Source organism: Pseudooceanicola sp., assembly GCF_029213205.1.
Lineage (GTDB): Bacteria > Pseudomonadota > Alphaproteobacteria > Rhodobacterales > Rhodobacteraceae > Pseudooceanicola.
Genome location: NZ_JARGNH010000005.1, coordinates 104,268 through 116,689, shown reverse-complemented (window position 1 = coordinate 116,689; position 12,422 = coordinate 104,268). Strand labels below are relative to the sequence as shown.

Genomic DNA, 12,422 nt, shown 5'->3' with positions numbered 1-12,422 from the left:
CAAGGGGAGATCCACATGTTCGAGAGACTGACTGAAACCGCCGGGCCGGACAGCGCCGCGGCTGCAATGGCAACGCTCGACTGGGACCTGATGCTGACGGCCGGCGAAACCGACCATCGCGTCACGATCCGGCAGGGCGCCGTCACCGAGGTAACGCCGGGGCCGTTTGTCATGCCCAGCTGGCAGACACGGATCGTAGCGTCAGACGCGGAATGGGCGGCATTGCTGGCGCCGGTGCCTGGTCCAGGGCATCATGACATCATCGCGCTGCTGCGGCGCGGTGTGCTCCGGTTCGAAGGCGATCTGCATCCGCTGATGGCGAACCTGCTCTACGTCAAGAAACTGTTCGAGTCGCTGCGGGAGACCACCACGCATCCGGCGACCGAGATGGACACGACCCCCCGGATCGAACCGATCACCGGGCGCTATGCCCATATCGCCGTCGAAGGCGTCAGCCACCGGATTTACTGGGAGGAGGCCGGACAAGGCATTCCGCTGGTCTGCCTGCACACCGCAGGCAGCGACGGGCGCCAATACCGCGCCGTATTGAATGACCCGGAGGTGACGCGCCATTTCCGGGTCATGGTCTTCGACATGCCCCGCCACGGCAAATCCTCGCCCGCGCCAGGCACGGTGGATCAGCCCTATACGCTGTCCTCGGACGCCTATGTCGCGCAGATCATGGCGTTCTGCGCCGCAATGGAACTGGAGCGGCCAGTGGTCATGGGATGCTCGATCGGGGGGCGGATCGTGCTGCACCTTGCCCAGCGCCACCCAAAGGCGTTCCGGGCATTGATCGGGCTGCAAAGCTCGGCCCATGTGGCGCCCTATTACGACACGCAATGGCTGGACCGGGCGGATGTGCATGGCGGCCGCGTCTGTGGTGCCATCGCCTATGGCCTCATGGCCCCGCAAAGCCCCGAAATGCACCGCGACGAAACCCGCTGGCATTACATGCAGGGTGGGCCGGGGGTGTTTCGCGGCGATATGTGGTTCTACAAGGTTGACGGGGATTTCCGCGACGAGGTTGCAAAGATCGACACCGGCGCCTGCCCGATCCACCTGCTGACTGGCGAATACGATTATTCCTGCACGCCGCAGGACAGCACCACCCTGGCGAATACGCTGGGGGTCGAGCTGACGGTGATGAAGGAAATGGGGCATTTCCCGATGTCCGAAAACCCCGCGAGGTTCCTGACCTACCTGCGCCCGGTTCTGGATCGCATCCGAACGGCAGGCTGAGCAACGCGAAACAAGAAAGGGCCGCGTCGGATATCCGGCGCGGCCCCATTCAATCCGTGGCAGGGATCACATCCCGTAAGTGGTCACGTCGATCTTGGAATAGATCTCTGCATCCGCGATTTTGCGCAGAGCGGCGGCGTCGGTGCGGTCCACGCCCTCCAGCAGGCTCTTGTATTTGTCCACGGCTGCGGCATAGGCGTCCAGCAGGTCGGTCGGATCCTCGACCTTGCGCTCTTCCATCGCAACCTTAGGCATGGTTTTGGCCAGATCGGCGCGGAAGTCGGCCAGCGCCGCCTTCAGCGTCTCATCCGGTTCGATGATCTCGACACCGTTCGATTTCGCTTCGGCCAGGGCCTCGTCGCCGCGATTTTTCCAGTCAATCGCAAGCTCGACAAAGGTCTGCGAAGCTTGATCCAGCAGCACGCGGCGTTGCTCCGGCGTGATCGACTGCCAGAAATCGGCATTGAAGAAGTTGCCGCCCGAGGTGTGGGTGCCAAGCCCGAGGGTGGTCGAAGCCTTGGCCACCTCCTGCAACTTGAAGCTGGTGGTCATGAAGGTCGCATCGCCCAGGGCGCAATCGACCGATCCGCGTTGCAGGCCCGTGTACATCTCGGTCGCCGGAACCGACACGGCGGTGCCGCCGGTGGCCTTGACCCAGTTCACCTGTGCGGTGCTGCCGGTGCGGATCTTCTTGCCCTTCAGATCTTCTACGGTGCGGATCGGCGTGGCGCAGATGTAGAGATAGGGGTTGGTCGAATAGCTGGCGGAAAAGACCACGCCATTCTTCTTGTATTCCGCCTGCATCTTGGGGTGCAGCGCCTTCATCTCGGTCTGAGCAAAAGTGACGGCCAGCTGGTCGTCGGCGTTGAAGGCGATGTCATTCAGCACATTGTCCAGCGGCAGGTCGGCCGGCACATAAGCGCCGGTGACATGGCTATATTGAGCGATGCCATCGGCAGTGCCTTTGAGCGCCGAGCGCGGCGGCAGCAGGGACGAGTTGGTATAGACCTCGAAGTTGATCTCGCCGTTGGTGGCGTCCTTCACATATTTGGCAAAGTTGACGAAATGGTTCATCGTGATCGCGTGCAGGTCGTTCCAGGTCACGGCGGCGGTGTAATTTTCGGCTTGCGCCATCGCGGGCAGCAAGGCCAGTGCGGCAACCGCGCCTTTGAGTTTCATCAGGGTCATCAGGGTCCTCCTCGGTTTGTCGTAATGGGGCCGACTCAGTTCATGAGGCTCGGCAGGAACAGCGAAAGTGCGGGAAAGGCGATCAGCAGACTGAGGGTGATCAGGTCCATCGCGATGAACCAGAACGCGCCCTTGAAAATCTCAGCCAGCGATACCGTGCGGCCGAGTGCGCTCTTGATGACGTAGACATTCATCCCGACCGGCGGGGTGATCAGGCCAATCTCCAGCAGCTTGATGGTGATGATCCCGAACCAGATCATGTCGATGCCGAGATTGGTCAGCACCGGCAGGATGATCGGCACGGTCAGCAACAGCAGTGAGATACCGTCGACGAACATGCCCAGGATCACGAACAGCACCGCCAGGCAGGCGATCACCGCGACCGGCGACGAGACATAGCTGAGCATCAGGTTCGCCAGCGAATTCGGCAGGGTCGAGAGGCCCATGAAGGCCGCGAACATCGAGGCGCCGATGGCGATGATGAAGATCGTCGAGGTGCCGACGGCGGTTTCGATCAAGGCCTGCTTGATCGCCTCGCGATTCAGCGCGCCACGGGCCAGGGCGATCAGGGCGGCCAGCCCGGCACCGATGGCCCCGCCCTCGGTCGGTGAGAACAGCCCGGCGAACATGCCGCCAAGGACGCCGAGGATCAGCACCGGCAGGGGCCAGATATCGCGAAAGGCGGCCATGCGCTCGGCGCGGGTAAAGGTTGCGGTTTCACGCGGGGCGAGCGACGGGGTGCGCCAGGCCCGAATGGTGATCATCGCGATATAGGCCACGGCGGACAGGATCCCCGGGATCACGCCGGCCACGAACAGCCCGCCGATCGAGGTGTCGGTGAAGATGCCGAAAAGGATCATCAGCACCGAAGGCGGGATCAGCGAGCCAAGCGTGCCCGAGGCCGCCACCGCGCCGGTCGCCAATGACGGCGCATAGCCCGCCTTCAGCATCTCGGGCACCGCAATCCGACTGAAAGCCGCCGCCGTTGCGACCGAGGACCCCGAGGCCGAGGCAAAGATCGCCGAGGCGACAACAGTGGACGAAGCCAGCCCGCCCGGCACCCGGCCGATCAGAATCCGCGCCGAGGCAAAGATGTCGTTGGTCAGCCCAGAACGCGCCGCAATATATCCCATCAATAGGAACATCGGCACGGCGGACAGGCTCCAGTCCGAGACGAAGTTATGCGGCAGGGCGGTGACGATGCCCCAGGCCGCTTTCATCGAAGTGATCATGGCGATGCCGACGAAGGCGACGATGCCCAGCACCGCACCGATCTGCACCCGCATGGCAATCAGGATCAGCGCGACGACAACGCCCGCGATACCGATTTCGAGACGATCGAGACCCATCATGCTGCACGCCCTCCGCCAAGGTGATCTTCGCCGTGCAAGGTTTCCTCGGGGTCAAAGCCAGGCTTGAACAGCACGCGCAGCAGCATCAGCATGCTGATGACACCGGCCAGCAGGAAGGCCAGCGGCAGGAAGAACCGGCCAGGCCAGATCATCACGTTGATCTGCGCCTCGACCACCTCGCCCTTGAGAAAGGCGGCGATGGCGTCGGTGCCGGTCTGCCAGCCCAGAATGACAAAGAAAATGGCCTGCGCCAGATAGGCCAAGCCCAGCATGATGCGCTTGGCACGCTTGCCGCCCATGTTGAAGAACAGGTCGACAAAGATCGCCTCGTTTCGCATCTCGACATAGGGCAGCGGCAGGAAGACGGCGCCGGTCATATAGTAGAACGCCACGATCTCAGCGGTTCCGGCTATCGGTCGACCAATGAAATTGTCCGCCAGAACGTCCAGGCAGACATGCAGCATCATCGCCGCGATACAGAGCGTCGCGACGAAGAGAAGTATCTTGGACGCGCGGCCCACTATGGCCTCGATAAGGTTCATGTTTCTCCCCTAGTCGCTTTCACTGGCGAACTTTTCTTTGAATTGCTGGAATGGTTGCCTTGTTGGAAAGGTCCGGCACACTGGTGAAAAATTGCCGTTGCCAAACTTTCTGTTTGCCTCGGGGTTAGATTGCCAACCTGAAGGCACTGCCCTTGGCCTCGACCTGGGCCATCGACCAGAACGGGATATGGCCAGCCAGCAGGAAGGCCCCGCTGCCGGCGCAATATTCCATCACGCGGCGGCGGCTTTGCACCGCCAAGTCAGGATCGAGATCGGCACGCATGTGCAGGTCTGGCAGGTCGAACTGGATCGGGTGGTGAACGAGGTCACCGGTCACGATCGCCTCGGCCTGCCCGGCACGGGCATAGATGCAGCAATGGCCAAAGGAATGGCCCGGCGACGGGCGCAGAAACACCTCTTCCTCGATCTCATGAAGGACACGGTGATCGGCATCGACGAAATCCGCAAGGCCTGCATTGACGACGGGCAAAACACTGTCCTCGAACGCACCATGATTGACCGCGGTGCTTTCTTCCGTGGCAAAGCGCGCGGCATAATGATCGTATTCGGCGCGGTTCATCACATAGCGGGCGTTCGGGAATGTCGGCACCCATCGGCCATCCACCAGCCGGGTATTCCAACCGACGTGATCACAATGCAGATGCGTGCACAGAACCATGTCGATATCGCCAGGCGCCAGGCCAAGCCCCGCCAACGAGCGCATGAAGTCATGCGCCCGCAAGTCATGCTGCCACGGCGCGGTCGGGCGCTGTTTGTGATTGCCGTTGCAGGTATCGACCAGAATCGTCCGGCCATGGGCGCGGATCACGAAGGCCTGAAAGGCCATGCCGACATCCAACGACTCGCGGTCGATGAACTCGGGGCCCAGCCAGTCGAAGTTGCGTTCGGCCTCGGCGCGGGTCAGATCGTTGAACAGGAACCCGAGCGGCATCATCCGGTGGCGGATTTCCGTCACCAGATCGATGCGCAGGGTGCCGATTCGCAAGCTAGCCATGGGCAAGGGGCTCCTCTCCCATGCTGCGCAGGCCGGCGGACCATTTGTCCAACCACCAGGCATAGGGTTTTGGCCAGTTCTCAAAATGACCGGTGACGCCGAAATGTTCGGCGGCGTGATGCGCCCAGAACGGGTTGAACAGCATCTGCCGCCCAAGTGCGATAATATCGGCGGCGCCATCCTGCAGCAGTTGCTCGGCCAGTTCCGGTGTGCGGATCAGCCCGACCGCCTGCGACTTCAGACCGGTTTCGGCGCGGATGCGTGCGGCGAAGGGTGCTTGATAGCCGGGGCTGCGGGTCAGGTTGGAATTGGTCGCGCCCTTTTCCAGGTTGCCGCCCGAAGAACAATCGATCAGGTCGACACCCGCGCCTTCCAACGCCTTGGCGAGTGCAACACTGTCGTCCATCTGCCAGCCCCCATCGATCCAGTCGGTGGCCGAGATCCGGGCCAGCAATGGCACATCGTCGGGCAGCGCCTTGCGCACCGCCGTGGCGACCTCGACCGGAAAGCGCATACGGTTTTCCAGCGATCCGCCATAGTCATCGGTGCGCTTGTTGGCCAGCGGCGACAGGAAGCTTTGCAGCAGATAGCCATGCGCCATATGCAGCTCGACCATGTCGAACCCGGCCTCCAGCGCCCGCAGGCAACTGGCGACAAAGGCGTCACGGATGGTGTCCATCCCGGCGCGGTCCAGCGGCTCCGGCACCGGCCATCCGGCCGAGAACGGATTGTCCGAAGGCGCGACGGGCGTCCATTGCTCGTCACCATTGGCCAGGTTCTCGGCGGTAAGCGGGCCGTTGCCCTCCCACGCCCGCTGCGCGCTGGACTTGCGCCCGCCATGAGCGATCTGCATGCAGGATACCGCGCCCTGATCGCGCAATTGCGCGGCGATCGGACGATAGGCTTCGGTCTGGTTATCGTTCCACAGGCCCAGGCAACCATTGGTGATCCGGCCGGTGCGGGTGACGGCGGTCTCCTCGACAAAGACCAGCCCTGCGCCGCCCATGCCGAACTTTCCGTAATGGGTGCGATGAAAGTCGGTCGGATATCCGTCTTCGGCACGATACATGGCCATCGGCGATACCGCGATGCGATTGCGCAAGGTCACGCCACGCAATGTCAGCGGGGTAAATAGTTTGGGGGTATCGGTCATTGCATCCTCCTGTCAGTTCTGACTGGCATGCCATGGCAGGGTGGCGTCGAAAACCAACGCCAAGATCCCCATACCATAACAAATTGTCAGCCTAACGCTGGCACGAGGATCTGCCGCAAGGCCTCGCCTGCCGCCAGTTTCTCAAAGCCTGCATTCATGTCGGCAAAGCCGATCTTGCTGTCGATTAGCTGGTTCACCGGCAGCGCGCCACTGCGATACATCGCCAGAAAGCGCGGGATGTCGCGGACCGGAACGCAAGAGCCCATGTAGCTGCCGATGATCGCCTTTTCATTGCTCACCAGATCACCGTGTTCAAAGGCGAATTTGGCCCCGATCGGTGAAAGCCCCGCCGTGACCAGCCGCCCGCCGCGCACGGTGATGGCATAGGCGCTTTCCATCGCGGCCACCGCCCCGGCCAGTTCGACGGCCACGTCGACGCCGCCGCCGGTCAGGTCCCTGACCTTTTCGACAAGCTCGGGATCGCGGGCGTTGAAGGTGTAGGTCGCGCCAAGGGCACGCGCCTTGGTCAGTTTGTGGTCATCGAGATCGACGGCGATGATCACCTGGGCGCCCGAGACCTTGGCCCCCATCAACCCGCAGAGCCCGACGCCGCCCATGCCGAAGATCGCCACGCTCTGTCCCGGCGCAATCTTCGCAGTATTCACCAGCGCGCCGACGCCGGTCATCACGGCACAGCCAAAGATTGCCGCATCCTCGGGCGCGATCGAGTCGTCGATCACCACGACAGAACCGCGATTGACCACCGAATATTCAGCGAAACACGAGACTCCGGCCTGATGCCGCAGAACCTTGCCGTCGCCGTCGCGCAGGCGCGACCCGCCCGAGATCAGCTCGCCCTTGGCGCGGGCTTTCGGGGCCTCTTCGCAGATTTGTGGCCGCCCGCCCAGGCAGTTGCGGCAACGCCCGCAGGAAACCGAGAACTGGAACACCACCGGGTCGCCGACCTTGACGTCAGTGATCGCCGCGCCGACCTCGACCACGACGCCCGCGCCTTCGTGACCCAGCACCATCGGCACATCGCGACCGCGCGTGCCATTGATGACCGAGAGGTCGGAATGGCACAGACCCGCGCCCGAAACCTGAACGACCAGGTCGGTCGGGGCTGGTGGCATCAGCGTGACCTCCTCGATCCGCAACGGCTGACTGTCGGTATAGGGACGGGGCAGAGCGAGGTCTCGCAGAACGATGGCCTTGGTTTTCATGTCGGTCACTCTTCTATTATTGCGCGACAAAGCCGCCATCGATCGGCAGGACCGCCCCGGTGATGAAGGACGCATCGCCCGACAACAGGAACGCGGCGGCTGCGCCGACCTCTTCGGGCTGGCCAAGACGGCGCATCGGGATGCCTGCGGTCGTGGTCGCGCGAATTTCCTCGGGGGTGCGGGGATCCTGATCGGGGCGCGCACCAAAAGCGGTGAACATCGGCGTGTCGATCGAGCCGGGGCAGACCACGTTCGCACGGATATTCTCGGCGGCATATTTCAGCGCCAGCGCCTTGGTCCAGCCGACGATGCCGTGCTTCATCAGCGAATAGGACGGTGAATAGCGCGACCCGATCAACCCGGCGCTGGACGAGGTATAAAGCAACGCGCCGCCACCGGCATTTCGCATCTCGGGGAGCGCCGCCTGCGTGGTCGCGATGACCGAGCGGACGTTGATGTCAAAGGACAATTGGAACAGATCCTCGTCCATACCCTCGACCTTGCTGGGGCCAGGATGGCCCAGGTGGTTCCAGGCGAAATCGAGCTGACCGAAGGTGTCGACCGTCTGGGCGACGATGCCTGCCGCCACGTCCAGATCACGCAGATCGGCAGCGATGGCGATGGCGGTGCCGCCCGCCTTGGTGATCTCGGCCACCACGGCCTCGGCGGCGGCGGCGTCTCGATCGACCACGGCAACCTTGCCCCCCTCGGCAGCGATCCGCATCGCCCCGGCGCGGCCCATGCCGGAGGCCGCCGCAGTGATCAGCCCTGCTTTTCCCACAAATCTCATCGTATTCTCCCTATTCATTTATCTCTGTCATTCGACCGTCGCGCCGATCCAGCCAATGCCGCTGAACCGGTCCTCACGGGCAGGCCGTGCTGCAAGCAGCGCACGCGAATGCTCCAGCATTGCGCGCGCCGGTGTTGCATAATGCCCTGCCCGGCTGACGCCCAGCCCCGTCGAGGCGCGAAGCTGCGCCATGTAACGCGCGTGGTGCATCAGCACCGCGGCGGCATCCAGCAACTCGACCCCGGACGTGCGAATCCGGTGCCGCCAGATGAAATCGTTCATCACCCCGTCACCGGGAATGATCACCTCGGCCCCTGACTGCGCCAGATCACGGCAGGCGCGCTCAATCCCGGCAATGACCGGCGCAGCAGCCTCGGCCTCGGCCTCGAGCATCGCCTCGTTCAGGGCGGGGCTGACGGCACGGGTGCCGGCAAAGCGGTCGTTCAGCCCATAGGCGGCAACCAGTTCGTGGTGCTTGCGGCACTGATCACCGTTCAGCGCCAGCATCCCAAAGCGCGCGCCCAGAGACATCGCCGTCAGGGTGCAGCTTTCGAACAGGCTGACCACCGGGATACCGACAAGGCTGCGCGCGATGCGCAGGCCCGGATCGTAAAAACAATTGATCGCAACCGCGTCAAACCCCTCGGCTTCGGCCAGTTCAGCCGAAGCAACGATCTGATCCTCCAGCAATGCCTCGACAGCGGGAAAGCGCAGCGCGTCGATCGGGGTGACACCGGGCCCGAAAGTGTCGGGCATCAGCCCATGCAACCGGATCCGCGTGTCGGCGGGAAGGATCGCGGTGATATGATCCTCGAAACTGTTTCGATAAATCGGGACCTGGTCAAAATCGACAAAGCCCTGATGCCAGATGCTGATCATGAAATCCCTCGCGCTTGCAGTGACCCTAGGCCTGCGGGATGCTGCAGGTGAAGGGTTCAAAGCCTAACCATTGGTTTGATAAGGCTGCGCGACCTAGGGGCTCGGACCCGGGAACACCTGTCTCGGTTGAGATCTGTTTTCCCCACATCGTTCTATTTTGACGTTGTTCTTTGGTGACCGAATTGCATCGTCGGTTTAGCCTCCCCATCAACTCATGGAAGCGAAGGAAGATTGATGAGACAAACTTTGCCGTAGTCACGCTCGCTGCAGTCGCCGCGTTTGACGCACCACCGGCACTGCATTCGTCCTCGGCCTGTCCTCACCGTGCCGAGGGGTCAAGTCCGTCCTCCGCAACCAAAATCCCCGCCTCAACGCGCAGTTATTCACAAGTCAGCGCCGGGTCGCGCGCCACTGCCCATTGACTTCGCCGATGCAAAACGTCGGGATGGGCGCAGGCAACATGGGGGCAGTATGAAGATCGAAAACCGCACATTCGAGGAACTGCAGGTCGGCGACCATTCCGAGCTGCGACGACTGGTGACCGTCGACGACCTGATCGTATTTGCCAATGTCTCGGGCAACCACAATCCGATGCATATTTTCAACGCCGATGGCGATGGCGACGGCATGCCCGAGGCGCTGGCGCCGGGCATGTTCATCGGCGCGTTGGTCTCGGCGGTGCTTGGCAATGTGCTGCCCGGCGCCGGATCGCTTTATCATGCGCAGAGCCTGGAATTTCACAGCCGCGCCCATGCCGGAGATGAACTGGTCAGCCGGGTCACGGTGACCGACAAGAATGACCGCACCATGTGCGTGACCCTGGCCACCGAGGTGCGCCGCCTGTCTGACGATGCGCTGATCCTCAGCGGTGTCGCCGAGGTCGAGGCGCCGCGGGTCAAGCTGTCCTATGACAGTCACGACCTGCCCGGCCTGATCGTGCAGCGTCATCGCCATTTCGAAAAACTTCTGAAACTGGCCGCGCCGCTGCCCGCGCTGGTCACGGCGGTGATCTGCCCGGAAGAGCCGAATTCGCTCGGCGGCGCCCTGCTGGCCCGCGACCACACCCTGATCACCCCGATCCTGATTGGTGACGCGCGCAAGATCGCCGAAGTCGCCGCCGAACTGGCGGCCGATCTGACCGGGATCGAGGTCATCGACGAACCTGACCATGCCGCTGCCGCTCGGCGCGGGGTCGCTCTGGTGCATGAGGGTCGCGCCACTGCGCTGATGAAGGGGCATCTGCACACAGATGACCTGCTGCGCGCCGCGCTTGATAAGGATCGCGGCCTGCGGATAGGCCGCCGCCTGACCCATATCTTTGTCATGGACGTGCCCGGGGTCAGCCACCCGATCCTGGTCACCGATGCGGCGATCAACATCGCGCCGGATCTGCGCACCAAGATGGACATCGTGCAGAACGCCATCGACCTGGCGCTGTCGATTGGGATCGCCGAACCCAAGGTCGGGGTGCTGTCGGCGGTCGAGACGGTGAATCCCGATATCCCCTCGTCGATTGACGCCGCGCTGCTGTCAAAAATGGCCGAGCGCGGCCAGATCAAGGGCGGTCTGGTTGACGGGCCTCTGGCGATGGACAACGCGGTGGATATCGCCGCCGCCCGGACCAAGGGACTGACCTCTCCGGTCGCCGGACGGGCCGAGATTCTGGTGGCGCCGAATATCGACGCGGGCAATATGCTGGCCAAGCAACTGACCTATATCAGCCATGCCGAGAGCGCCGGGCTGGTGCTGGGCGCCAAGGTGCCGATCATCCTGAACAGCCGCGCGGACGACGACATGAGCCGCCTTGCCTCCTGCGCGGTGGCGGCACTGCATCACGCGCGGACGGGCAAGCACTGATGGCACATGTGTTGGTCTTGAATGCCGGATCCTCGTCGCTGAAATTCGGGCTGTTCAGCAATGCCCCAGAGCCGCAGGCGCTGGCCTCGGGCCAGGTCGAACGGATCGGCAGCACCCCCCGGCTGAAGCTGAAGGACGCCGCTGGCGAGACCCTGGCCGCCGCCGAACTGGACACCGCCGGACAGGATCATGCCGCCGCGCTCATCGCGGTTTTAGGCGCGTTAGAGACGCATTTTCCCGGAGCCAGGATCGGTGCCGTCGGCCATCGGGTGGTGCATGGCGGGCTGAAGTTCACCGCGCCCGTCGCCCTGACACCCGAGGTGATCGCCAGGCTGGAAACCCTGATCCCCTTTGCGCCGCTGCACCAGCCGCACAACCTGGCCGGGGTGCGCGCTGCGATTGCGGCCTTTCCCGAGGCAAGGCAGATCGCCTGTTTCGACACCGCCTTTCACCGCAACCATCCCTTCGTCAATGACACCTTTGCTCTACCCCGCGCCTTTTACGACAAGGGCGTGCGCCGCTATGGTTTTCACGGGCTGAGCTATGAATATATCGCCGGGCACCTGGCCGCGACCGCCCCCGATCTCTTTGCCGGGCGGGTGGTGGTGGCGCATCTGGGCAACGGCGCCTCGATGTGCGGGATGAAGGCCGGACGCTCGATCGCCTCGTCGATGGGGTTCACCGCGCTGGACGGGCTGCCGATGGGCACCCGCTCTGGCCAGATCGACCCCGGCGTGGTGCTGTACCTGATTGAACAAGAGGGGCTGAGCCCGGCTGAAGTGACCGAGATGCTTTACAAGCGCTCCGGTCTGCTCGGCCTGTCCGGCATCAGCCACGACATGCGGCAATTGCTGGCCTCAGACGATCCCGCCGCGCGTCAGGCGATCGAGTATTTCACCTTTCGCATCCGCCGCGAACTGGGCGGGCTGGCTGCGGCGCTGGGCGGGCTGGATGCGCTGGTGTTCACCGGCGGCATCGGTGAAAACGCCGCGCCGATCCGGGCTGAGGTCTGCGCCGGGATGGATTGGATCGGCATCACCCTGGACGCGGCTGCCAATGCCGGTGGAGCCAATCAAAGCCGGGCCAGACGGATCAGCACCGGCGATAGCCCGGTCCAGGTCCTGGTGCTGCCCACCAACGAAGAACTGGTGATCGCCCGCGCCACCGCGAGTTAGCCGCAA

The 12,422-nt window shown here is 63.3% G+C and carries 11 protein-coding genes; 3 read left to right on the top strand and 8 right to left on the bottom strand.

The features are described 5' to 3' along the window. Window positions 1-15 precede the first annotated feature (15 nt). Window positions 16-1,242 (top strand): alpha/beta hydrolase, encoded by a 1,227-nt coding sequence (locus tag P1U48_RS06230; protein WP_301068072.1) that lies wholly within the window; start codon window positions 16-18, stop codon window positions 1,240-1,242. A 66-nt stretch (window positions 1,243-1,308) separates the two neighbouring features. On the opposite strand, the gene P1U48_RS06225 is transcribed toward P1U48_RS06230, so the two are convergent. From P1U48_RS06225 to P1U48_RS06190, 8 genes are all read right to left on the bottom strand, one after another. Continuing rightward, entirely contained in the window at window positions 1,309-2,430 is a 1,122-nt protein-coding gene (locus P1U48_RS06225) for a C4-dicarboxylate TRAP transporter substrate-binding protein (RefSeq protein ID WP_301068071.1), read from the bottom strand. Between the two features lie 35 nt (window positions 2,431-2,465). After that, window positions 2,466-3,782, bottom strand: a complete 1,317-nt coding sequence (locus P1U48_RS06220; RefSeq protein ID WP_301068070.1) for a TRAP transporter large permease — start codon at window positions 3,780-3,782, stop codon at window positions 2,466-2,468. Then, on the bottom strand, window positions 3,779-4,324 hold the full coding sequence (locus P1U48_RS06215; protein ID WP_301068069.1) for a TRAP transporter small permease: 546 nt from the start codon (window positions 4,322-4,324) through the stop codon (window positions 3,779-3,781). Before P1U48_RS06215 ends, P1U48_RS06220 begins: the two co-directional genes overlap by 4 nt. A gap of 124 nt (window positions 4,325-4,448) precedes the next feature. Continuing rightward, window positions 4,449-5,339, bottom strand: coding sequence for an MBL fold metallo-hydrolase (locus P1U48_RS06210; protein ID WP_301068068.1), 891 nt, complete (start codon window positions 5,337-5,339; stop codon window positions 4,449-4,451). Continuing rightward, window positions 5,332-6,492, bottom strand: coding sequence for an NADH:flavin oxidoreductase/NADH oxidase (locus tag P1U48_RS06205; RefSeq protein ID WP_301068067.1), 1,161 nt, complete (start codon window positions 6,490-6,492; stop codon window positions 5,332-5,334). Before P1U48_RS06205 ends, P1U48_RS06210 begins: the two co-directional genes overlap by 8 nt. A gap of 86 nt (window positions 6,493-6,578) precedes the next feature. After that, window positions 6,579-7,715, bottom strand: coding sequence for a zinc-binding dehydrogenase (locus tag P1U48_RS06200; protein ID WP_301068066.1), 1,137 nt, complete (start codon window positions 7,713-7,715; stop codon window positions 6,579-6,581). Window positions 7,716-7,731: 16 nt separating this feature from the next. Continuing rightward, window positions 7,732-8,505, bottom strand: a complete 774-nt coding sequence (locus P1U48_RS06195; protein ID WP_301068065.1) for an SDR family oxidoreductase — start codon at window positions 8,503-8,505, stop codon at window positions 7,732-7,734. A 27-nt stretch (window positions 8,506-8,532) separates the two neighbouring features. Beyond that, a complete protein-coding gene (locus P1U48_RS06190; protein ID WP_301068064.1) occupies window positions 8,533-9,384 on the bottom strand; it encodes an aspartate/glutamate racemase family protein in 852 nt (283 codons plus the stop codon). 471 nt (window positions 9,385-9,855) lie between these two features. On the opposite strand from P1U48_RS06190, the gene P1U48_RS06185 reads away from it, so the two are divergent. Further along, on the top strand, window positions 9,856-11,241 hold the full coding sequence (locus P1U48_RS06185) for a bifunctional enoyl-CoA hydratase/phosphate acetyltransferase (RefSeq protein ID WP_301068063.1): 1,386 nt from the start codon (window positions 9,856-9,858) through the stop codon (window positions 11,239-11,241). Then, window positions 11,241-12,416, top strand: a complete 1,176-nt coding sequence (locus tag P1U48_RS06180; RefSeq protein ID WP_301068061.1) for an acetate/propionate family kinase — start codon at window positions 11,241-11,243, stop codon at window positions 12,414-12,416. The genes P1U48_RS06185 and P1U48_RS06180 overlap by 1 nt, the downstream gene beginning before the upstream one ends. Window positions 12,417-12,422 lie beyond the last annotated feature (6 nt).

What these genes read in the sequence shown, in the direction of transcription:
- P1U48_RS06230 (WP_301068072.1), top strand. Translation starts at nt 16, where the DNA reads ATGTTCGAGAGACTGACTGAAACCGCCGGGCCGGACAGCGCCGCGGCT.
- P1U48_RS06180 (WP_301068061.1), top strand. Translation starts at nt 11,241, where the DNA reads ATGGCACATGTGTTGGTCTTGAATGCCGGATCCTCGTCGCTGAAATTC.
- P1U48_RS06210 (WP_301068068.1), bottom strand. Translation starts at nt 5,339, where the DNA reads ATGGCTAGCTTGCGAATCGGCACCCTGCGCATCGATCTGGTGACGGAA.
- P1U48_RS06185 (WP_301068063.1), top strand. Translation starts at nt 9,856, where the DNA reads ATGAAGATCGAAAACCGCACATTCGAGGAACTGCAGGTCGGCGACCAT.
- P1U48_RS06215 (WP_301068069.1), bottom strand. Translation starts at nt 4,324, where the DNA reads ATGAACCTTATCGAGGCCATAGTGGGCCGCGCGTCCAAGATACTTCTC.
- P1U48_RS06225 (WP_301068071.1), bottom strand. Translation starts at nt 2,430, where the DNA reads ATGACCCTGATGAAACTCAAAGGCGCGGTTGCCGCACTGGCCTTGCTG.
- P1U48_RS06220 (WP_301068070.1), bottom strand. Translation starts at nt 3,782, where the DNA reads ATGATGGGTCTCGATCGTCTCGAAATCGGTATCGCGGGCGTTGTCGTC.
- P1U48_RS06205 (WP_301068067.1), bottom strand. Translation starts at nt 6,492, where the DNA reads ATGACCGATACCCCCAAACTATTTACCCCGCTGACATTGCGTGGCGTG.
- P1U48_RS06200 (WP_301068066.1), bottom strand. Translation starts at nt 7,715, where the DNA reads ATGAAAACCAAGGCCATCGTTCTGCGAGACCTCGCTCTGCCCCGTCCC.
- P1U48_RS06190 (WP_301068064.1), bottom strand. Translation starts at nt 9,384, where the DNA reads ATGATCAGCATCTGGCATCAGGGCTTTGTCGATTTTGACCAGGTCCCG.
- P1U48_RS06195 (WP_301068065.1), bottom strand. Translation starts at nt 8,505, where the DNA reads ATGAGATTTGTGGGAAAAGCAGGGCTGATCACTGCGGCGGCCTCCGGC.